The 19,999-nt window shown below is 64.9% G+C and carries 19 protein-coding genes; 13 read left to right on the top strand and 6 right to left on the bottom strand.

The genetic code is table 11. The annotated features are described in order from the left end of the window. The first annotated feature begins 41 nt into the window (after positions 1-41). From JLZ96_RS15320 to JLZ96_RS15305, 4 genes are read left to right on the top strand one after another with little or no spacing between them, the layout of a single operon-like run. Positions 42-1,175, top strand: a complete 1,134-nt coding sequence (locus tag JLZ96_RS15320; protein WP_057472471.1) for a VOC family protein — start codon at positions 42-44, stop codon at positions 1,173-1,175. After that, positions 1,172-2,107 (top strand): fumarylacetoacetate hydrolase family protein, encoded by a 936-nt coding sequence (locus tag JLZ96_RS15315; RefSeq protein ID WP_032392899.1) that lies wholly within the window; start codon positions 1,172-1,174, stop codon positions 2,105-2,107. The genes JLZ96_RS15320 and JLZ96_RS15315 overlap by 4 nt, the downstream gene beginning before the upstream one ends. Then, positions 2,104-3,711 (top strand): bifunctional 3-(3-hydroxy-phenyl)propionate/3-hydroxycinnamic acid hydroxylase, encoded by a 1,608-nt coding sequence (locus JLZ96_RS15310; RefSeq protein ID WP_057472470.1) that lies wholly within the window; start codon positions 2,104-2,106, stop codon positions 3,709-3,711. Before JLZ96_RS15315 ends, JLZ96_RS15310 begins: the two co-directional genes overlap by 4 nt. Beyond that, complete coding sequence (locus tag JLZ96_RS15305; protein ID WP_032388066.1) at positions 3,708-4,523, top strand: SDR family oxidoreductase; 816 nt, start codon at positions 3,708-3,710, stop codon at positions 4,521-4,523. The genes JLZ96_RS15310 and JLZ96_RS15305 overlap by 4 nt, the downstream gene beginning before the upstream one ends. On the opposite strand, the gene JLZ96_RS15300 is transcribed toward JLZ96_RS15305, so the two are convergent. The 3 genes from JLZ96_RS15300 to JLZ96_RS15290 form a co-directional block, all read right to left on the bottom strand. After that, positions 4,520-5,620, bottom strand: coding sequence for a S9 family peptidase (locus tag JLZ96_RS15300; RefSeq protein WP_156394456.1), 1,101 nt, complete (start codon positions 5,618-5,620; stop codon positions 4,520-4,522). The genes JLZ96_RS15305 and JLZ96_RS15300 overlap by 4 nt on opposite strands. Positions 5,621-5,673: 53 nt before the next feature. After that, positions 5,674-6,795 carry a HoxN/HupN/NixA family nickel/cobalt transporter gene (locus tag JLZ96_RS15295; protein WP_051365299.1) on the bottom strand — a complete coding sequence of 374 codons (1,122 nt, stop codon included), beginning with the start codon at positions 6,793-6,795 and terminating at the stop codon, positions 5,674-5,676. Positions 6,796-6,923: 128 nt separating this feature from the next. Then, positions 6,924-7,532: a TetR/AcrR family transcriptional regulator gene (locus JLZ96_RS15290; RefSeq protein WP_201010498.1), complete on the bottom strand. Its 609-nt coding sequence runs from the start codon at positions 7,530-7,532 to the stop codon at positions 6,924-6,926. A 110-nt stretch (positions 7,533-7,642) separates the two neighbouring features. On the opposite strand from JLZ96_RS15290, the gene JLZ96_RS15285 reads away from it, so the two are divergent. The 6 genes from JLZ96_RS15285 (at position 7,643) to JLZ96_RS15260 (ending at position 14,195) form a co-directional block, all read left to right on the top strand. After that, positions 7,643-9,220 (top strand): carboxyl transferase domain-containing protein, encoded by a 1,578-nt coding sequence (locus tag JLZ96_RS15285; RefSeq protein WP_201010497.1) that lies wholly within the window; start codon positions 7,643-7,645, stop codon positions 9,218-9,220. Between the two features lie 5 nt (positions 9,221-9,225). Beyond that, on the top strand, positions 9,226-11,223 hold the full coding sequence (locus tag JLZ96_RS15280) for an acetyl/propionyl/methylcrotonyl-CoA carboxylase subunit alpha (protein ID WP_167325874.1): 1,998 nt from the start codon (positions 9,226-9,228) through the stop codon (positions 11,221-11,223). After that, positions 11,220-12,386 carry an acyl-CoA dehydrogenase family protein gene (locus tag JLZ96_RS15275; protein WP_027494717.1) on the top strand — a complete coding sequence of 389 codons (1,167 nt, stop codon included), beginning with the start codon at positions 11,220-11,222 and terminating at the stop codon, positions 12,384-12,386. Before JLZ96_RS15280 ends, JLZ96_RS15275 begins: the two co-directional genes overlap by 4 nt. Beyond that, positions 12,383-12,868, top strand: coding sequence for a MaoC family dehydratase (locus JLZ96_RS15270; protein ID WP_027494718.1), 486 nt, complete (start codon positions 12,383-12,385; stop codon positions 12,866-12,868). The genes JLZ96_RS15275 and JLZ96_RS15270 overlap by 4 nt, the downstream gene beginning before the upstream one ends. Next, on the top strand, positions 12,865-13,674 hold the full coding sequence (locus JLZ96_RS15265) for a CoA ester lyase (RefSeq protein WP_201010496.1): 810 nt from the start codon (positions 12,865-12,867) through the stop codon (positions 13,672-13,674). The genes JLZ96_RS15270 and JLZ96_RS15265 overlap by 4 nt, the downstream gene beginning before the upstream one ends. A gap of 68 nt (positions 13,675-13,742) precedes the next feature. Beyond that, positions 13,743-14,195 (top strand): MarR family winged helix-turn-helix transcriptional regulator, encoded by a 453-nt coding sequence (locus tag JLZ96_RS15260; protein WP_032367885.1) that lies wholly within the window; start codon positions 13,743-13,745, stop codon positions 14,193-14,195. A gap of 2 nt (positions 14,196-14,197) precedes the next feature. Here the strand turns inward: JLZ96_RS15260 and bla are convergent, their stop codons facing one another. Further along, positions 14,198-15,127: a class A beta-lactamase gene (bla, locus tag JLZ96_RS15255; protein ID WP_201010495.1), complete on the bottom strand. Its 930-nt coding sequence runs from the start codon at positions 15,125-15,127 to the stop codon at positions 14,198-14,200. Between the two features lie 103 nt (positions 15,128-15,230). Between bla and JLZ96_RS15250 the strand changes: the two genes are divergently transcribed. After that, complete coding sequence (locus JLZ96_RS15250; RefSeq protein ID WP_201010494.1) at positions 15,231-16,085, top strand: LysR family transcriptional regulator; 855 nt, start codon at positions 15,231-15,233, stop codon at positions 16,083-16,085. Further along, positions 16,082-17,002 carry a serine hydrolase gene (locus tag JLZ96_RS15245; protein ID WP_094664243.1) on the top strand — a complete coding sequence of 307 codons (921 nt, stop codon included), beginning with the start codon at positions 16,082-16,084 and terminating at the stop codon, positions 17,000-17,002. Before JLZ96_RS15250 ends, JLZ96_RS15245 begins: the two co-directional genes overlap by 4 nt. A gap of 4 nt (positions 17,003-17,006) precedes the next feature. Here JLZ96_RS15245 and JLZ96_RS15240 read toward each other — a convergent pair whose 3' ends face one another. Both JLZ96_RS15240 and JLZ96_RS25005 read right to left on the bottom strand, forming a co-directional pair. After that, positions 17,007-17,816 (bottom strand): enoyl-CoA hydratase/isomerase family protein, encoded by an 810-nt coding sequence (locus tag JLZ96_RS15240; RefSeq protein ID WP_236254007.1) that lies wholly within the window; start codon positions 17,814-17,816, stop codon positions 17,007-17,009. Continuing rightward, on the bottom strand, positions 17,800-19,335 hold the full coding sequence (locus JLZ96_RS25005) for an acetyl-CoA acetyltransferase (RefSeq protein ID WP_236254005.1): 1,536 nt from the start codon (positions 19,333-19,335) through the stop codon (positions 17,800-17,802). The genes JLZ96_RS15240 and JLZ96_RS25005 overlap by 17 nt, the downstream gene beginning before the upstream one ends. A 62-nt stretch (positions 19,336-19,397) precedes the next feature. Between JLZ96_RS25005 and JLZ96_RS15235 the strand changes: the two genes are divergently transcribed. Beyond that, positions 19,398-19,997, top strand: coding sequence for a TetR/AcrR family transcriptional regulator (locus tag JLZ96_RS15235; RefSeq protein WP_236254004.1), 600 nt, complete (start codon positions 19,398-19,400; stop codon positions 19,995-19,997). Positions 19,998-19,999 lie beyond the last annotated feature (2 nt).

Below are 19,999 nucleotides of genomic sequence, written 5' to 3'. Positions count from 1 at the left end.
TAGTCATAGGTGACGATAGTGTCACCAACGAGGGAGGGCTGATGGGACACGACGTCGACGGCCACAAGAACATGCATGTGGATCAGGGCGCGCTTCCAGGCGAACACCCGGGAAAAGCCGCCGACCCGATCATCAAGGTGCGCGACATCGCGTGGCTCGAGTTCCGCAAACCCGACCTGGCCAAGGCCGAGGCATTCGCGGTGGCGTTCGGTTTCACCGTCTCACTGCGCACGTCCGAGGAGATTCACCTACGCGGCACGCACGTCGGGTCGCCGTGCGTGATCATCCGACGCGGCAAACGAACGCGGTTCGTCGGCGCGGCGTTCGCTGCCGCCGAGGACGCCGACGTCGTCCGCCTCGCCGATGCCACCGGGCAGCAGGTGCACCGGCTACCCGACACACTCGGCGGCATCGCCGTCACTCTGACCGATCCAGGCGGACAGCCTGTGCAGATCGTGTCGGGCTACACCGAACATCCCGAACTCCCGGGCCAGGACGCGCACACCTACAACTTCGGCGATCCACGCAACCGGATCAACGCCACCCAGAGGCCCCCGCGTCAGCCGGCGCGCGTCCAACGGCTCGGGCACGTGGTGCTGCAGCGAGTGGACTACCTGGAGAATCTGAACTGGTACCTACACCACCTGGGTCTGATCGTCAGCGATTTCCTCTACTACGACGGCCAACGCGACCGTGGACCGGTGATGAGCTTCATCCGCTGCGATCGGGGCAGCATCCCGTCCGATCACCACACGCTCGCGATGACTCTCGGCCCGTCGAATCGCTACGTGCACTCGGCGTACCAGGTGACCGACATCGACGCCATCGCCGCCGGTGGCGAATTCCTCACCGAGCGTGGGTACAAGCACTCCTGGGGCATCGGCAGACACATCCAGGGCAGTCAGATCTTCGACTACTGGCGCGATCCCGACGGTTTCCTGGTGGAGCATTTCAGCGACGGCGACATGTTCGACAGCTCGCTCGAACCCGGCTGGGCACCGATGACGGCATCCGGCCTCGCCCAGTGGGGCCCACCGGCATCGAAGGACTTTCTCGGTATCGCCCCGAGCAAAGCCTCTCTGCACGAGCTCAAATCGATCCTGTCCTCCCTACGCACCGACAACGAGTTCGACACCGAACGCCTTCGCGGCCTGATGAAAGTGGCTTCCTCATGAGCATCGCTGTACTACGCACCGCCGACGCCTGGTGGGTCGAGACCCCGGCCGGGGCGTCGCGCATCGACACGTCGGCAACCACGACCGCCGAGCTTCTCGCCGATCGCGCCGCTGTGGACGCAGCGCGTACCGGCACCGATGTGCTTGCAGTGGAGACGCTTTCGCTCCTCTCCCCGGTCACCGCACCGTGCCGGGTAGTGGCGAACATGACCAATTTCGTCTCGCACGTCAAGGACTCGGGAATGAACCCCGACACGGTGCCACTGACGTTCTTTCGGAAGACGTCCGGTTCGATCAGCGGCCCCACCGACGACATCGTCAAGCCGACGCACGTGAAACTCCTCGACTACGAAATCGAGATCGGCCTGGTATTCGGCAAGACGCTGACCGTCGGCACCAAGATCGATGCCAGCAACGTGGCCGAGTACGTCGCCGGACTCGTCATCACCAACGACGTGTCTGCGCGAGACGTCCAACTACCGAAAACCCAGTTCTACGAGGGCAAGTCGTACCCCACGTTCACGCCGGTCGGCCCACGACTGCTCCTTCTCGAGGCCGGAGAATTCGACCGGTTCGGCGAGCTGACTCTGACACTGCGCGTCAACGGGACTGTGCGACAGGACAGTACCGTGGCCGACATGATTTACCGGCCGGTCGAATCGCTGAAGGCGCTGAGCAATTTCCAGCGGCTCGACGCGGGCGATCTGCTGCTCACCGGCACTCCCGGTGGTACTGCGCTGAAGGCTCCGGCCAAGCCGATCGAGATGATCGGATCCCTGATCCCGCCGGCGCTCAAGTGGAAGGTGTTCTTCAAGAAGCAGGCCAAGAATCCCGACTTCCTGCAGGACGGCGACGTTCTCGAACTGACGTGCTCCACCCCCGACGGATCCCTCGACCTGGGAGTGCAGCGCACCCGGGTCTCGTACCGATGACCGAACGCGGATCCGACGGCACCCACCACCCGGTGGTCATCGTCGGATCCGGCCCGACGGGCATGACGGCCGCTCTGCTGTTGGCGCAGTACGGCATCCCCTGCCTGGTGCTCGATCGCTGGGCCGACGTCTATCCGCAGCCGCGCGCAGTACATCTCGACGACGAGGTGTACCGAATTCTGCACGACATCGGTGTCGCAGAGGATTTCGCCGGCATCTCACGTCCCGGGCGTGGGCTGCGACTGTGCACCAAGGATCTGCGCACCCTGGCCGAGTTCGAGCGCGATCCCGACGACAGACCGCACGGCTATCCCCAGGCGAACATGTTCGATCAACCGGACCTCGAGCGCCTCATGCGCACGCACGTCGCCCGATACGACACGATCGAGATGCGCGGCGGGTGCGAGATCACCGACGTGCAGAACCTGAAAGATACGGTCCGAGTGTCGTACACATCCACCGAGGACGACACCCCACACTGGGTGACCGCGGACTACGCGCTGGGGTGCGACGGTGCCAACAGCATCGTGCGCCGGTCCATCGGGTCGAAGATGGAGGACCTCGGGTTCGCGCAACGGTGGTTGGTGATCGATATCGCCACCGATGCCGAACTCGATCAGTGGGACGGCGTTCACCAGGTGTGCGACTCCGAACGATCCGCCACGTACATGCGAATCGGTTCCACCCGCTACCGCTGGGAATTTCGGATGCTCGACGGCGAAACCCTCGACGAGTTCGAGGATCTCGCCGCCGTCCGGCCGCTCATAGCGCCGTGGCTGCGGCACGTCGACGACCCCTCGATGGAGCTGATTCGGAGCGCCGAGTACACATTTCGGGCGCAGGTCGCCGATAGCTGGCGGGATCGACGCGTGTTCGTCCTCGGCGACGCGGCGCACTTGACTCCACCGTTCATCGGACAGGGAATGGGCGCGGGTCTGCGCGATGCGCGCAACCTCGTCTGGAAGATCGTCGGGGCCCTGGATGGGCACGTCTCCGATTCGGCACTCGACAGTTACGAAATCGAGCGAAAGGCCCATGCCACAGCCATGATTCGGATGGCCGTCGCCATGGGCTGGGCGATGACCGGCGGCAGTCAGCTGACCGGAATTCTGCGCACCACGCTCGCACCGGCTCTCGGCCACCTGCCCCTCATCGGAGCGAAGGTGTCCGACAGCGCCACTCCTCCGCTCACCCGTTCCGATTTCGTCCAGCGTCCGGCAGCGCAGATCCGTTCGGTGGTAGGCGCGCTGTGCCCCAACAGCTCCCTGGACAACGGCGCCCGACTGGACAACGTCGCACCGGGACAATTCCTGTTCGTCTCGACCACCCCGTTGACCGTCGAACAGCGACGCGAGGTCGATCGTCGTGGGGCTGTCGTCGTCGAGGTCGCGGCCTCCTCCGAGCTCGGATTGTGGTTGCGGCGCGGTCACGCGGTAGCGGCTGTCGTACGACCGGACCGAACCGTCATGGCGGCGGGTAAGTCGGTGCCGGCCTTGCACACCCGAGTTCCGAGCACCAGGTTGCGACGAATCGATCGAACCACTCCCACGGCGGCAGTCGCCACCCCGAGAACCAGAAACACCGCAACGAAGAGGCGTAGATGAACACCGCACTTGTCACCGGAGCCACGTCCGGTATCGGCCAAGCTGTCGCCGAACTACTGCTCGCTCGCGGCTACAGCGTCATCGGCACGAGCCGCAGTTGTTCCACCGTGGTCGACCCCATCCCCGGCGTCGAGTACCGAGATCTCGATCTGACCGACCCGGCCTCCATCCGGACGTTCGTCGACGGTCTTGCCGACGTGGAGATCGATGTTCTGATCAACAATGCGGGCGAAAGCCAGTGCGGCCCCGTCGAGGAACTCCCGATCGAGGCGGTCACCCGGCTGTTCCAGCTCAACGTGTTCGGTGCCGTCGAGCTCATGCAAGCCGTGCTGCCGGGGATGCGCGAACGCCGTCGGGGCAAGGTCGTCAACATCGGCTCGATGCTGGCCAGCTTCCCGTTGGCCTATCGCTCGTCGTACGCCGCGACCAAGGCAGCGATCAAGGGCTTCTCGACGGCGGCCCGCTTCGAGCTCGCGCCCTACGGGGTGGACATCACCACCGTCGAGCCCGGCTCCATCGCCACCGGACTCTCCGCCCGCCGCACCAAGTACTGCGGACCGCATTCGCCGTATCTGCGCGATTTCACGACAGTGATCTCGCACCTCGACGCCAAAGAGGCACAGGGTATCTCCGCGGACACCGTGGCCGAGACGGTCCTGAAAGCCGTCGAGGACAAGAAGACTCGGCCCCTCTACGCCGTCGGCAGCAATGCTCCCGCAGTGTTCATGGCGCAGCGACTGCTGCCGCGCACCGTGCTCGAGAAGTTCACCGCCCGGGCATACGGACTGCCCAGCAAGCGACCGGTGACCTAACGGAACAGCCCTGCGACGAACGGAATCGTGTCGGCCTGTGATTGCACGAGCGCTCCGCTGTGATCGGCATAGTAGGGCCGGAACGTCACCGGCTGACCGTTGGCGGTGAGCCTGGCGACGTACGCGGCGGTCGTCGGGAACGGGACATCGGTGTCCCGCAGCCCGTGGCCCATGAAGAACGGCTTGTCGAAGCCGGCCTCGGGCATGGCCATGTAGTCGTCGAGTACTGCGGTGAAATTCGGCAGGCTGGTCAACGGCGCAGTGAAGAAATCACCGACCTTGACACCCTCGAGCTGCTCCTCGAGGTCCGCGACACAGGCCGTCTCGGCCAGATCCACGTACTTCTTACCTACGGGAGTGAGGATGTCGTCCAGGCCCAGCTCGGGGTGCGAATAGCGTAGAGCCGCAGCGATGTACGCGACGTACGCGGTCAGACCGGCCGGGAGCGCCACCGGCGGCATCCCCGGTCCGCCGATCGAGACGAGCTTCTCGATGTACGCGGGAGTTCCGGTGCCCACTGCGCCGCGATAGTCCAGATCCGGTCCACCGAATTCGGTTGCGTAGCGCGCGGTGTAGATCGCCGCGCCGCCGCCCTGAGATTGTCCGACCGTCACCCACTTGCGCGAGAGTTGATCGCTGTAGTTGCGGCCTGCTTTCACCATGTCGACCACGTTGTGCGCCGTGGTCCGCCCGTCCAGATATGCCTGCAATCCTTCGGTGCCGAGGCCGGCATAGTCACTGGCCACAACGGCGTAGCCCTGCGCGAGCCAGTTGCCGAGGTACGGCAGATCTCGTTCGGCCAGCGCCGGTCCCGCAACCGAGGGCGCACACGAGTCACCGAGCCCGGAGGTGCCGTGGGCCCACGAGATCACCGGCCAACCGCCCTCGGGCGCAGTGCCCTGCGGGAGGAAGACGGTGCCGGTGCTGAGCGCCTTCTCGCCGAACGTATCGGTGGTGACGTAGGTGAGCACCTCGGCCGAGGACGAACCGGGGATCCAGAATTCCCGCTGTAGAGCGCGACTGGAGACGACGTCGCCGATGTTCTGAGTGATCGTCGGCGCAGCCGAGGCTGGGGCGGTCAGCAGGCCAGAAGCCATGCTCGACGCCAGCGCCGTAACTACTGCAAGGGCACCGATCCGACGACGAGCGATCACTGGGTCTCCGTTGCGTTCGAGTGTGCGCCACCGCGTTCGTCGATGCGCGCCACCTTGTAATACACGACCGCGCCGATCCAGACAACGAAAAACGTGCCGACGACGAGTTGGCCCGCGAGGTTGAGGTCGATGACGGCCAGTGCGTCCCACAGGCCACCGGTCAGCTCGAACTGCTCGGCAAGCAGCGTCAGCAGCTGGACCGTCCCGATCACCAACGCAACGAAGACCGACAGGCCCGTCATCGTCATGTTGTAGTAGATCTTGCGGACCGGTGTCACGAACGCCCAGCCGTACGCCTTGGACATGAAGATGCCGTCGATCGTGTCCATCGTCGTCATGCCCGCCGCAAACAGGACCGGCAGCGCGATGATGGCCATCGGCGGGAGCCCGCCGGCGATAGCGGTGGTGCCGGCGATCGCGAGTAGACCGACCTGAGTCGCGGTGTCGAAACCGAGTCCGAACAGCAAGCCGAGCGGGTACATCTGCCACGAATGGTTGATCATCTTGTCGTAGCGGCCCCGAAACAGTCGATTCATCAAGCCACGCTTGGCCAACAGCTCGTCGAGCCCGGCCTCGGTGACGTCACCGCGTTTCGCGCGCCGCCAGACTCCGACGATGCCGGCGAGGACCGCGATGTTCAGCGCGGCGATGAGGTACAGGAAGGTTCCCGACACCAACGTGCCGATGATGCCGCCGACCCCGGCGAACGCGTCCTGAAACGCCGTCGCCTGCGACGCGACGAACGCAATCGCAGCGACGAAGACGAACACGACCGTCGAATGCCCGAGCGAGAAGAACAGCCCGACGGCCAACGGCCGCTTACCCTTCTGCAGCAGAAAGCGGGTGGTGTCGTCGATGGCGGCGATGTGATCGGCGTCGAACGCATGCCTGAGACCGAGGGTGTACGCCAGTACGCCGGCTCCTGCGTAGACGAGAGTGCCGTCGGCTCCGGTGAGGCCGTGGATGCTGGGAATCGAGTCGTAGTGGGTGAACAGGCCCCAACCGATCACATGCAGAGCGGCGATGAAGCCGGCCATCGCCAGCAGTCGCGGCACCTCGTCACGAGTGAATCGACTCTGCCGTCGGCCGATCTCGACGGGCGAAAGTTGGGTCGTCATGTCGATCATTGTCTCCGATAACGACGATTTGCTCTTCCTGTGTGACGGCACGGTAGGTGTGCTGAGTGTCCACAATTCGTGTCTGCAGGCGGGATCGCGATCGTCGACGCCCATTGTGGACGCCCAGATCAGTGCGATACGCCCAGTGCCGCCAGTGCCATGGTTCGCAACACCGGCCGAGCATTGCGCGACGGCGTGCGGCCCGCGCTGTAGGGCGTGGAGTTGATGAGTCCGAACACCGCGTGCGCCGTGGTGCGCGCATCGGCCTCGTTCAATTCCGGGTCGACGGCACACAGGGTCGCCACCCACAGTTCCACGTACTCGCGCTGCATGCGGCGCACCTTGCGTCGCGCCCCCTCAGGGAGGCTCTGCAGGTCGCGATCCTGAATCCGAATGAAAGCCGGTGTCTCGAAGGCGAAGTCGAGGTGGAAATCGACCAGAGCCGACACCGTCTCTTCATCGACCTTCCGCGAGCCGACCACCTCGCGACCGCCGTCGAGCAGATACTCCGAGATTCCGACCATCAGTTCGACGAGCACCGCCTCCTTGTTCGGGAAGTGGCGATAGACGGCCGGTCCACTGATGCCGACGGCTGCACCCAGATCCTCGAGCCGCACCGACGCGAACCCGCGTTCGGCGAACAGCGATGCCGCAGCATCGAGCAGTTGCTGCCGACGTTCGGCTTTGCGTTGCTCACGCACAGTGGCCGGCTTGACCTCGATCTCCTGCACTGCCACCCCCTCGAACCTGGACTCTCGGTTAATCGTAGTTTACTATCATGTCAGTTATCAACCATTAACTGAACCCTGTGTGACACCGACGTCCAACCCCTGAAGGCGTGCATCTCATGGCGATCGATACCGCTGCCAACCGCGCAGATCATCAGCTACTCGCGCAGCAGCTCTCCCAGAAGCTCGCCGTGGCAGCACTCGGCGGTAGCGAGAAGTCCCGGGAACGGCACATCGCCCGCGGCAAGCTGCTCCCCCGCGACCGCGTCGACGAACTCCTGGATCCGGGTAGCCCGTTCCTCGAGATTGCACCGCTGGCGGCCAACGGCCTGTACGACGACGAGTGCCCCGGGGCAGGCGTGATCGCCGGCATCGGTCGCGTGGCCGGTCGAGAGTGCATCATCATTGCCAACGACGCCACCGTCAAAGGCGGCACGTACTACCCGATGACGGTGAAGAAGCACCTGCGCGCGCAGGAGATCGCCCTGCAGAACTCTCTGCCGTGCATCTACCTCGTCGACTCCGGTGGCGCATTCCTCCCGCGCCAGGACGAGGTATTTCCTGACCGCGACCACTTCGGACGCATCTTCTTCAACCAGGCGACCATGAGCGCCAAAGGAATTGCGCAGATCGCCGCCGTGATGGGCTCGTGCACTGCGGGTGGGGCATACGTGCCTGCAATGAGCGACGAGGCCATCATCGTCAAGAATCAGGGCACCATCTTCCTCGGCGGCCCGCCCCTGGTGAAAGCCGCGACCGGCGAGGTCGTCACCGCCGAAGAACTCGGTGGTGGAGACCTGCACTCCAAGGTCTCCGGAGTCACCGACCATCTGGCAGACGACGACCGCGACGCATTGCGCCGCGTCCGGAAGATCGTCTCCACCCTCGGGCCCCGGACGCCGCGGCCATGGGATGTCGTTCCCACCCGCGACCCGATCGTCGACCAGAGCGAGATCTACGACGTCGTCCCCACCGACCCACGCACCCCGTACGACGTACGAGAGGTGATCACCCGGGTGGTCGACGCAGGCGAATTCGACGAGTTCAAAGCCGAATACGGCAAGACACTCGTCACCGGATTCGCCCACCTCCACGGCCATCCCGTCGGGATCATCGCCAACAACGGTGTGCTGTTCGCCGAATCTGCGATGAAGGGCGCGCATTTCATCGAACTCTGCGACAAGCGCAGCATCCCACTGGTGTTCTTGCAGAACATCACCGGCTTCATGGTCGGCCGAGACTACGAAGCCGGCGGCATCGCCAAGCACGGCGCGAAGATGGTCACCGCAGTGGCCTGCGCCCGCGTTCCGAAGATCACCGTCGTCATCGGCGGCTCCTACGGTGCAGGCAACTACTCCATGTGCGGCAGAGCCTATTCCCCGCGTTTCCTGTTCATGTGGCCGAACGCCCGGATCTCGGTGATGGGCGGCGAACAGGCCGCGTCCGTCCTTGCCACCGTCCGAGGTGACCAACTGGATGCGTCGGGTAATCCGTGGTCGGAGCAAGACCAGGAAGCGTTCAAAGCTCCGATTCGTGACCAGTACGAAAGTCAGGGCAACCCCTACTATTCGACGGCCCGGCTGTGGGATGACGGCATCATCGACCCCGCCGACACCAGAACTGTTCTCGGACTGGCACTCTCGGCGTGCGCCAATGCGCCGCTCGAGCCGGTCTCCTACGGCGTTTTCCGGATGTGAGAGAGATGACCACGATGTTGGACACCATTCTGATCGCCAACCGCGGTGAGATCGCGGTACGCGTCGCTCGAACGTTGCGCCGCATGGGCATTCGGACCGTCGCCGTCTACAGCGATGCGGACGCCGACGCCCGGCACGTCCGCGAAGCCGATACCGCGGTACGACTCGGGCCCGCCAGCGCACGCGAGAGCTACCTCGACATCGACAAGGTGATCGCCGCCGCGAAAGCCACCGGCGCACAGGGAATTCACCCCGGCTACGGCTTCCTCTCGGAGAACCCCCACTTCGCTGCGGCCTGCGCCGAAGCCGGAATCGCCTTCCTCGGGCCGCCGGAGAAGGCCATCGAGGTGATGGGCGACAAGATCGCCGCCAAGGCCGCCGTCAGCGCTTTCGGCGTCCCCGTCGTACCCGGCATCTCCCGACCGGGACTGTCCGACGACGACCTCGTCGCCGGTGCACCCGACGTCGGATTCCCGGTCCTGGTCAAACCCTCGGCTGGGGGCGGCGGCAAGGGCATGCGTCTGGTCGAGCGCGCCGAGGATCTGCCTGCCGCGCTGGCCAGTGCCCGCCGCGAGGCGGCCTCCTCGTTCGGCGACGACACACTGTTTATCGAGCGATTCGTGTTGCGGCCCCGGCACATCGAGGTGCAGATCCTCGCCGACGGTCACGGCAACGTCATCCACCTCGGTGAGCGCGAATGCAGCCTGCAGCGACGCCATCAGAAGGTCATCGAAGAAGCGCCGTCCCCACTGCTCGACGCGCAGACCCGAGCGCGTATCGGCGAGGCTGCCTGCAACACCGCTCGCAGCGTCGACTACTCCGGTGCCGGCACCGTGGAGTTCATCGTCTCCGCCGACCACCCCGATGACTTCTTCTTCATGGAGATGAACACTCGACTACAGGTGGAACACCCGGTGACCGAGATGGTCACGGGCATCGACCTCGTGGAGTGGCAGGTCAGGATCGCCGCCGGCGAGTCACTGACGCTGAGTCAGAACGATATTCGACTGACCGGACACGCCATCGAGGCGCGCGTCTACGCCGAGGATCCCGGCCGCGAGTTCCTCCCGACCGGCGGCACCGTCGTCGGGTTGCGCGAGCCCACCGGCACGGGCATCCGCGTCGACTCCGGTCTCGCCATCGGTACCGAGGTGGGCAGCAACTACGACCCCATGCTCTCGAAAGTCATCGCACACGGCCCCGATCGCACTACAGCGCTGCGCAGCCTGGATCGCGCGCTGGCCGATACCTCGGTACTCGGCGTCGTCACCAACATCGAATTCGCTCGATTCCTGCTCGCCGACAACGAGGTCCGTGCCGGCAATCTCGACACCGGCCTACTGGACCGCCGCGTCGAGGATTTCGTTGCCGCCGACTCCCCCGACGAGGCGATGATCGCCGCAGCCACCGTCGCCTGGCTCGCCACGTGGCAGGAGGCGGGCCAGGATATCTGGGCAACGCCGTCGGGCTGGCGGGTGGGAGCGCACGCACCGTTCCAGCTCCGGCTGACATCCGGCACTCGGACCGCGCACGTGTCCATCACCGGGACCCTCGATGCGGCGACGGTCGTCGTCGACGACGAAGAACCGCGCCGACTGCGGGCCTCCGCTACCGAGGATTCCATCGACCTCGTACTCGACGATCGACGCGAGTCGATGACCGTAGCCCGAAACGAATCGTCCACCTGGGTATCCAGCTCACGCGGCACCTGGAGAATCGATCGAATCGCCGAACCCAATGTGCGCGAAGACGACACGCAGTCCGGCGACGCAGAGATCCTCTCGCCGATGCCGGGTTCGATCATCGCGATCGGAACGACCTCCGGCAGCGCCGTCACCGCAGGCACTGCCATCGTCGTCGTCGAGGCGATGAAGATGGAACACACTTTGACCACGCCCATCGACGGCACCGTCGAACTCACAGTCGCAGTAGGAGATCAGGTCCGCGTCGACCAGGTCCTCGCCCGCATCGTTCCCACCGACACCGAAGAGGACAAGTCATGACCGAACATCTGTCGTCGTCCAATCTGCCCGACGAATACCAGCAACTGGTCAAATCCGTGGCGGACTTCACCCGCACCGTCGTCGCGCCGGTCTCGGCGAAACACGATGCCGAGCACTCCTTTCCGTACGAGGTGGTCGCAGGGATGGCCGAGATGGGCCTTTTCGGTCTGCCCTTCCCCGAGGAGTACGGCGGCATGGGCGGCGACTACTTCGCCCTGTGCCTGGCACTCGAAGAGCTCGGCAAGGTCGACCAGAGCGTCGCGATGACGCTCGAGGCAGGCGTCTCGCTCGGTGCCATGCCCGTCTACCGTTTCGGCAACGACGAGCAGAAGCAGCAGTGGCTACCCAAGCTCACCGCGGGCAAAGCTCTCGCGGCCTTCGGGTTGACCGAGCCGGGTGCCGGTAGCGACGCGGGCGGCACCAAGACCACTGCCAAGCGCGACGGCGGTGACTGGATCATCAACGGCAGCAAGCAGTTCATCACCAACTCCGGAACCGACATCACCGAACTGGTGACCGTCACCGCTGTGACCGGCGTCGACGAGACAACAGGACGCAAGCAGATCTCGTCGATCCTGGTGCCCACCGACACTCCCGGGTTCGTGGCCGAAGCGGCGTACAACAAGGTCGGCTGGAATGCCTCGGACACACACCCGCTCAGCTTCACCGATGTACGAGTCCCGCAGGAGAACCTGCTCGGCCAGGAAGGCCGCGGGTACGCGAACTTCCTGCACATCCTCGACGAGGGCCGGATCGCGATCGCTGCCGTATCGGTCGGGGCGGCTCAGGGTTGCGTCGACGAGAGCGTCAAGTACGCCAAGGAGCGCGAGGCATTCGGTGCTCCGATTGCCCGCAATCAGGCGATCTCGTTCAAGATCGCCCGCATGGAGGCACGCGCACACACCGCGCGGACGGCGTACTACGACGCGGCCGCACTGATGTTGGCGGGCAAGCCTTTCAAGAAGGCCGCGTCCATCGCCAAGCTCGTGGCCTCGGAGGCTGCGATGGACAACGCCCGCGACGCGACGCAGATTCACGGCGGCTACGGGTTCATGAACGAATATGTCGTCGCCCGTCACTACCGCGACAGCAAGATCCTCGAAATCGGTGAAGGCACCACCGAGGTTCAGCTGATGCTCATCGCGCGGAGCCTGGGGCTATGAGCGACAAGCGCATTCGGCAACGCGGCCTGTGGTTCGAGGAGATGGAGCTCGGTACCGTCTACGAGCATCGCCCCGGCCGCACCATCACCGAGGCCGACAACACATCGTTCACCACGCAGACGATGAACACCCAGGCCCTGCATCTCGATGCCGCCTACAGTGAGACAACATCTTTCGGTCAGCGGCTGGTGAACTCGATGTTCACCGTGTCCACCCTCGTCGGATTGTCGGTGACGCAGCTGACCCAGGGCACGATTGTCGCCAACCTCGGCTTCTCCGAGGTGTCCTTCCCCAAGCCGCTGTTTCACGGCGACACCCTCTACGCGGAGACGGTGATCTCGGACAAGCGCGAATCCAAGTCCCGCCCCGGCGAGGGAATCGTGACGTTCACCCACACCGGTCGAAATCAGCACGGTGACGTCGTAGCGATCGCCGTCCGCAAGACTCTCGTCCGGATGCGGCCCGAGGACGACGCGTCGTGACCTGGATTCCCCCTGGCCCGGCGTGGCTGTTCTGTCCCGCTGATCGACCCGAGCGTTACGAGAAGGCAGCGGCCCGAGCCGATGTCGTCATTCTGGATCTCGAGGACGCTGTCGGTGCCGCGGACAAAGCCGGCGCTCGCGAGTCCGTGGTGTCGACACCGCTGGACCCGTCGCGCACCATCGTTCGAGTCAATGCGCACGGCACCGAGGACCAGGCCGCCGACCTCGACGCGTTGCAGCGCACCGACTACACGACCGTCATGTTGCCCAAGTGTGAATCTGCCGCTCAGATAACAGCTCTGGCCCCACTGAATGTCGTCGCACTGATCGAATCCCCCCTCGGGGCGATGACGGTGTTCGACGCACTCGCAGCCGACAATGCCATCGGTGCCATGTGGGGCGCCGAGGATCTGGTCGCTGCGATGGGCGGGAATTCGAGTCGACTGGGCGACGGCCGCTACCGCGATGTCGCACAGCATGTTCGGTCGCAGACATTGCTGGCCGCCAAGGCGCGGGGACTGTTCGCGTTGGATTCGGTCTACCTCGACATCCCCGATCTCGACGGGGTGCGCGCCGAGGCCGACGACGCTGTAGCCGTGGGCTTCGACGGCAAAGTGGCCATCCACCCCAGTCACATCCCCGTCATTCGCGAGGCCTATGCGCCCACGGTCGAGGAAATCGATTGGGCCACAGCCGTACTCGACGCCGTCGAGCACAATCGCGGGGTGTTCGCCTTCCGAGGTCAGATGGTGGACGCACCGGTGCTGGCCCATGCTCGACGCATCGTCGCCCGCCGACCGATGTAGTTGCAGACGCCGATTAACGGCAGGCGCTGTACGGTGGCTGTACGAGCATCGGCACGGAAGGCGCAGCAATGACGGCGAAGGACCCCGCCCTGACGGCGCTGGCCCAGAACTGGCTGGCGTTGTCGGTCCTGCACGGTCGCATCGAGAGCCGCATCGAGAAGGCTCTGCAGGCCGGCCACAACCTCAGCGCTCGCGAGTATTGGCTGCTCGACGTCCTGGCACGTCAGCACGACGGGGTGGGCGGACACCTGCAGATGAAGCAGGTGGCCGACGCCGTCGTCCTGAGCCAGAGTGCGACAACCCGCCTGGTCACCCGTCTCGAGGACCGCGGGCTACTCACCCGTTACCTCTGCCCCACCGACCGCCGCGGCATCTACACCGACGTCAGCGACGAAGGCCTGGCTCTGCTCGAGGCAGCGCGGCCGACCAACGACGCGGCCCTGCGTGAGGCCCTCGACGAAGCAGCACGTGAACCGGACCTCGTACCCCTCGTCGACGCCGTCCGCCGATCCGAGAACTGACGTCAATCCAGCTGTTCCACGACCGTCCGAGTCGTGTCGGCGACAAGGGCGTTCATGGCCGGTGAGTCCTCCGCACCCGACGTCGTAGCACTGAGGACGACGAGCAGAATCTTCTGACCTCCGGGTCCGAGCACCAGGCCCGCGTCGTTGGAGACACCGTAGCTACCGGTTCCGGTCTTGTCGGCCGACGTCCACTGCGGGGGAATGCCCGCGCGGAAGCGGGCCGTGGAGGTTTGGTTGCCCGCCATCCAGTCCAGCAACTGCTGTCGTGATGCCTGCGTCAGTGCGTCGCCGTCGAGCAGGGTCCGGTAGCCGGCGGCCATCGAGTTCGGAGTTGTGGTGTCCCGAGGGTCGTCCGGGATGGCCGTGTTCAACTCCGGCTCGGTGCGATCAAGGCGAAATTCGGTGTCGCCGAGCGATCGCGCGAAGTCGGTGAGCGCCGCTGTGCCACCTGCTTCACGTATCAGCAGATTGCCGGATGTGTTGTCGCTCTTCGTCAACGCTGCGGAGGCGAGATCTGCGATGGTGACGACCGAGCCGGGTGCCCAATCGACGGCCGACTCGGGCACCTTGTCTTCTGCGGCGATTGTTCTGGTGTCGGTGAGCTGCAGCCTGCCTGCGTCGACGGCGGCGAGTACGGCCCCGACGGCATACACCTTGAACGTCGAGCAGAACGCGAAACGTTCGTCACCGCGATAACTCTGGATGGAACCGGACGTGAGATCGAGCGCGCTGACGCCGAGCCGAGCGGCGTCCCTCGCCTCGAGCTGAGAATATGGCTGTTCGGCCATGGCCTGATCGGTCGTGGTCCGAGATGTACTCGCTGCGGATTGCGGTGGCTCGGTAGTGGCCGTCGAGGAGCACGCGACGCCTGCCGCCAACGTTGCCGCCGCGATCACGGTGATCAGTCGGGTGGATGTCGAGGTACGCATGGGGTCATGCGATCACATCCGAGCACCATCGAGCCAAGTCCCGAGGCCCGGCCGGTTCATTCCTCTTCGGTATCGCGGCAGGTGATCGTGTTTCAATAGGTCGGTGGATCTGGTTCGCCATCTCGAGTATTTCGTCGCCGTCGCAGAAGAACGGCACTTCGGCCGCGCCGCGGCCGCTCTCGGAGTGACGCAGCCACCGGTGTCTCGGGCCATCAAAGCCTTGGAGAAGCACCTCGGGCTCACGCTGATCGAGCGAACCCCCGACGGAGCCGCCGTCACCGAGCACGGGTCCGCATTGTTGCCCAGGGCCCGGTTGATCGTCGACGACGCACGCCGATTGACCACTGCCGCAGAATCACTCACAGCGTCCGGATCGATCCGCATCGGCCTCGTACCTGAGCTGGACGAGGGGATCGCCGCGCGCATAGCCGCCGCCGTAGGCGTCCAGGCACGGGTGGAGACCGCCGGTGCGGTGTCGTTGCTCGACCGTGTGCGTGCACACGAACTGGACCTCGCGGTGGTCGATCACCCAGTGGTAATCGACCGGTTGCTCGCCGGACCGGTCGTCGCACTGCCCCGCCGTGTCGTGGTTCCTGTCGGTCACCGCTCGGCGCACGCGCAGCGTCCACGCTTGACCATGCTGTCCGACCTCGCATTCGCCACCACACCGCGGACTGCGAACCCACCCGCGCATGATCTGCTGCTCGACGCGTTTCGACGCCACGCCCTCGACCCCGAGGTGTTCGCCGTGAACACATTTCGCGATGTGGCGATCGGCGTCGCGTCGGGTCGCTGTTTCGGACTCGTGCCTGCGTCCAACCCGATATTGCCTGGCACCGCGCATCTCGATCTTGCTTCGGAGGACGTGGCCCTGCGGGTTCGGATCGTGAGCCGCGACGACGAAGTAGAGCCCCTGGTGACTGTCATCGACCGAATCCTGTTGCAGGCAGGCAAGTGAATACGACCGACGAGCAGCTGCGCGCAGTATTCGCAGATGCCGGCTGCCGGGGTTGGGTACGTGCCGAACGAATCGACGGCACCGGCACGGTCGTCGACCATGAGGGAGACGATCCCGTCGTCGCTGCGTCGGTATGGAAGCTCGTGCTGCTGGTCGCTGCAGGGCGGGCCTTCGACGAAGGATCCTTGACCGCAACCGATTCGGTACGACTTGTCCCGGCCCAGTGCAGTCCTGGGCCGACCGGCATCGCGAGCTACGCAGATCCGGTCACGATGAGTTGGCGCGACATCGCACGTTCGATGATCACCGTCTCCGACAATGCCGCTGCCGATGCGCTTCTCGGTGCACTCGGCCTGAATGCACTCACGCGAGTGATCGAGGATCTCGGACTCGAGCAGACTCGGATCGTCGGTGGCACGAAGACACTGGGCGATCAGATCGTGCGGGACACCGGTCGGCTGAGCTCGGATGAGGCACTGGGATTGTTGGCCAGCAACTACACAGTGATCGACAGTGCTGGTTTCGATCCCGCCTACACCTCCTGCACGACACCCCGTGACAGCAACACCGTCCTGCGCTCGATCTGGCTGGACGCCGCGGCATCACCGGAGCAGTGCCGGTACATGAAAGAGGTTCTGTCTCAGCAGGTGTGGCCACACAGAATCCGCAGCGGAGTCCCGTACCCAGATGTGCAGGTTTCGGGGAAGACCGGAACTATCGGCCCTATTCGCAACGAGGTTGCCGTGGTCTCGTTTCCGGGCGAGAAGCCCGTCGCGGTGTCGGTGTTCACTCGGGCGGCGCGGATGGACCTGTACCTCCCACTCGTCGATCAGGCCATCGGCCACGCGGCGAGAATCGCAGTGACGGCGGTGCGTCAGGCTCCGCACCGAGAAGACCACCGTGGTTCGCGGTTCTGAGCACTCACTGCGCGGTCCATGTCGGATCGCGTTTCTGTAGGAATGCGGTGATTCCTTCGACGACGTCCTGCGTGGTGGTGAGTCGATCCAATTCCTGACGGTTCTGTGCCCACGAATCTTTCTCGTGCGCGATGGCACCGTCGGTGATACGTCGGGCCAGACGCTTGGATGCGCGCACCGCCAGCGGAGCGCCTTCCGCGCAGAGCCGAGCGAGTTCGAGTGCGGTGTCGAGGACCTCGGTCGGGGCCACAACTCTGTTGACCAATCCCCACCGTGCGGCTTCCTGCGCGGAGATCGGCTGTCCGGTCAAGATCATCACCAGGGCAATGTGTTCCGGCACCGCGGACATCAGCCGAAAAGCGCCACCTGCACCGGCGATGAGACCACGCCGGATCTCGGGCAGGCCGAACACGGCCGTGTCCGACGCGACGACCATGTCCGAGACCAGAGCTATCTCGGTTCCTCCTCCCATCGCCGACCCGTTCACGGCCGCGATGACCGGGACCGAGATCGGGTGTTGGACAATGCCGGCGAACCCCCAGTGTTCGGTCTCGGGCGGGGTCACCGCGCCGGGTCCTCCGGTGCCGAGGGCCTTCAGATCGGCACCGCCACAGAAAGTCGCCGATCCCGCGCCGGTCAGGACGATGGCTCGGATGTCTCGATCTGCCTCGGCGGACTCCCACGCCTCCCCGAGCAACGAGTGCACGCGGGCATCGATGCTGTTGGCAGCTCGCGGTCGGTTGATGGTGACGACGAGTACGTGACCTTCCCGCCTGGTCAGGACGACAGGTTCGGCGCTAGCTGCTTCGGACACGAATGTTCCCCTCGATGGTGTCGACAGTGACTGTGGTCCCGATGATTTCGCGTGCCGGGTCGGTTCGATACAGAGACAGCGCACGGGCGCTGGCCGTGTCCCCGGGTGCCGTCTGTGCGGCGACGCGTCGCCCGCGCTCGTCTCTCGCGACGAGGAACGCCTGGTTCGGTTCATGCTGCCGAGAATGCTCGACGGACACTGTCTCCACCACGAGAGTCCCGTCCTGTACAGGTGCACGAGGCGGTGGATCCGACGTCAGCACTGCGGGTTCGGGATTTCCTACGTAGCCCTGTGGGTGCTGGTCGCCACCGAGCAGCACCGAGTGGTGATACGTCATATAGCCACCGTTCGCGTGCACCAGTGCGCAGTTCTTGCCGCCGCGAATCTCGCGGACGGATGCGGTGATCGAATGCAGCGAATGGCTACTGAGGGGACCACCGAAGGACGAATGACCACCGGTCACACTGGGTACCAATGATTTCGGCGTTCCGAGGTGTCGGGTGGCGAGGGTCGGCACGATCGGGAAGCAGCTGTACACGTCGACCACGTCGAGTTGTTCGACTCCGATCTCCGCGGCGCGCAAGGCGCTGTCCATCGCATCCTCCATCGCTGAAGACCGGCCGAAATCGCTGCGGTCGAGAATGTCGACCGAATCCTCGGCACCCGCACCGCCCCAGACGAACACGAGGTCGCCCTCGGGGACACCGCGTTCTCGGGCTTCGGCCAAGCTGGTCACCACGATGCACGCTGCCTGGTCGACGAAGGGCATGGCGTTCATCGACAACGGATACGGCTCGCACACGATGCGGTTCTTCGGCGACGGCGTGCCGATGTCGGCAGCCGTCCGCACTCGCCCGTTCCACGAGTACGGGTTCTTCTGGGCGACAACGGAAAACTCCGCATACAGGTCGCTGCACTCGGCCAGTCGAGACTCCGGATCCAGTCCGGCCTCGAATCTGAAGCGGCTCTCGAACAAGGGATAGATCCGAACCGGAGTGATCAGTCCGGCGTCTTGCATTGCGGCACTTCCGAGTTGATCGAGGTCGAAGGTGGGCGGACCTCCCGGGTCCGCGCTCCATCCCCCATCCCGCACGGGCTCTCGCCCGGCCTTGACCAAGGCACCCATCGAGGCCTGCGCTTCACCGCCCGCGATCACCGCTACCGTCGACTCCCCGGACGCAATGCGCGAGGCTGCGCGATCGAGAAGGCGTGCGGGCCACTGGCCACCGATCGGCGCGTCGAACACATCTGTGGGGGTGGCACCGAATCTACGGGCCAGCGCAGCGGCGGGACTGGCGTAAGCCCAGCTGGCGATGTGGCAGAACGTGATGCTGTCCGCTCTGCGAATCCACGGCTCCGACGTCGGCGAATCCTGGAGTGTCTCGGTGGCAGCGCGCGTGATCAGTTCCATGGGTTCGACGCCCATGGGTTCGCCGCGGCCGCTTGTCTCACCGATAGCCACGATCACCGGAACACGTCTCGGATCCACCGTCGACGCCTCGTGGCGTACTGAACTCATGACCGGGAACCTATTACAGACACAGATTGTCCGCAATGCCGGGTAGGTGCCACAATCCCTGGGTGACCGACAAAACCACGAGCCGACGGGGCAGGCCGCGTGATCCCGATCTGGAGGACCGCGTCTACGACGCAGTGCTCGAGGTCTACTGGGAGAAAGGCTGGTCGGGTTTCACGCTCGACGCCGTTGCTCGCCGCGCGTCCGTCGGCAGGGCGGCGCTCTACCGACGCTGGGAATCGAAGGGGGCCTTGGTCGTCGACGCGCTGGACGCTCGAAGTCCGCTCGCGACACCGATCGACCTCGGCAACCTGCGGGCGGATCTCGTCGAATTGGCGGTGCAGCTTCTGCAGGGCTACCGAGGAACGGCCGGTCTCGTCAGCCTGCGCGTCGCCCTCGATGCGCGGGTGCACCCCGATCTACTCGGGCACATGATCGACACACTCAACCGAAGCCGACTGGTTGCGGCCCGGCTGATCGTGCACCGAGCCCAGAAACGGGGCGAATTACCCGAGTCGGCCGATACCACCAGGATTCTCGAACTCGTGACAGGAGCGGTTCTCAGCCATGTCATCTTCTCGCATCACACCGATGCCGATCGAGGCGACACCGAGGACCGCGTCTACGCAGAAAGTCTGGTCGACGCGGTCCTCGGTGGTGTCTGACT

It is taken from the genome of Rhodococcus sp. NKCM2511, assembly GCF_014905595.1.
GTDB lineage: Bacteria > Actinomycetota > Actinomycetes > Mycobacteriales > Mycobacteriaceae > Rhodococcoides > Rhodococcoides fascians.
Note: the sequence above shows the minus strand (reverse complement) of the source record. Positions and strands in the feature narration are given on the sequence as shown.

Excerpts from the sequence above, each read along its gene's own strand:
- JLZ96_RS15320 (WP_057472471.1), top strand. The coding sequence starts at position 42 with ATGGGACACGACGTCGACGGCCACAAGAACATGCATGTGGATCAGGGC.
- JLZ96_RS15300 (WP_156394456.1), bottom strand. The coding sequence starts at position 5,620 with ATGGCTTCTGGCCTGCTGACCGCCCCAGCCTCGGCTGCGCCGACGATC.
- bla (WP_201010495.1), bottom strand. The coding sequence starts at position 15,127 with ATGCGTACCTCGACATCCACCCGACTGATCACCGTGATCGCGGCGGCA.
- JLZ96_RS25005 (WP_236254005.1), bottom strand. The coding sequence starts at position 19,335 with ATGAGTTCAGTACGCCACGAGGCGTCGACGGTGGATCCGAGACGTGTT.
- JLZ96_RS15275 (WP_027494717.1), top strand. The coding sequence starts at position 11,220 with ATGACCGAACATCTGTCGTCGTCCAATCTGCCCGACGAATACCAGCAA.
- JLZ96_RS15270 (WP_027494718.1), top strand. The coding sequence starts at position 12,383 with ATGAGCGACAAGCGCATTCGGCAACGCGGCCTGTGGTTCGAGGAGATG.
- JLZ96_RS15315 (WP_032392899.1), top strand. The coding sequence starts at position 1,172 with ATGAGCATCGCTGTACTACGCACCGCCGACGCCTGGTGGGTCGAGACC.
- JLZ96_RS15305 (WP_032388066.1), top strand. The coding sequence starts at position 3,708 with ATGAACACCGCACTTGTCACCGGAGCCACGTCCGGTATCGGCCAAGCT.
- JLZ96_RS15285 (WP_201010497.1), top strand. The coding sequence starts at position 7,643 with ATGGCGATCGATACCGCTGCCAACCGCGCAGATCATCAGCTACTCGCG.
- JLZ96_RS15280 (WP_167325874.1), top strand. The coding sequence starts at position 9,226 with ATGACCACGATGTTGGACACCATTCTGATCGCCAACCGCGGTGAGATC.
- JLZ96_RS15260 (WP_032367885.1), top strand. The coding sequence starts at position 13,743 with ATGACGGCGAAGGACCCCGCCCTGACGGCGCTGGCCCAGAACTGGCTG.
- JLZ96_RS15295 (WP_051365299.1), bottom strand. The coding sequence starts at position 6,795 with ATGACGACCCAACTTTCGCCCGTCGAGATCGGCCGACGGCAGAGTCGA.
- JLZ96_RS15310 (WP_057472470.1), top strand. The coding sequence starts at position 2,104 with ATGACCGAACGCGGATCCGACGGCACCCACCACCCGGTGGTCATCGTC.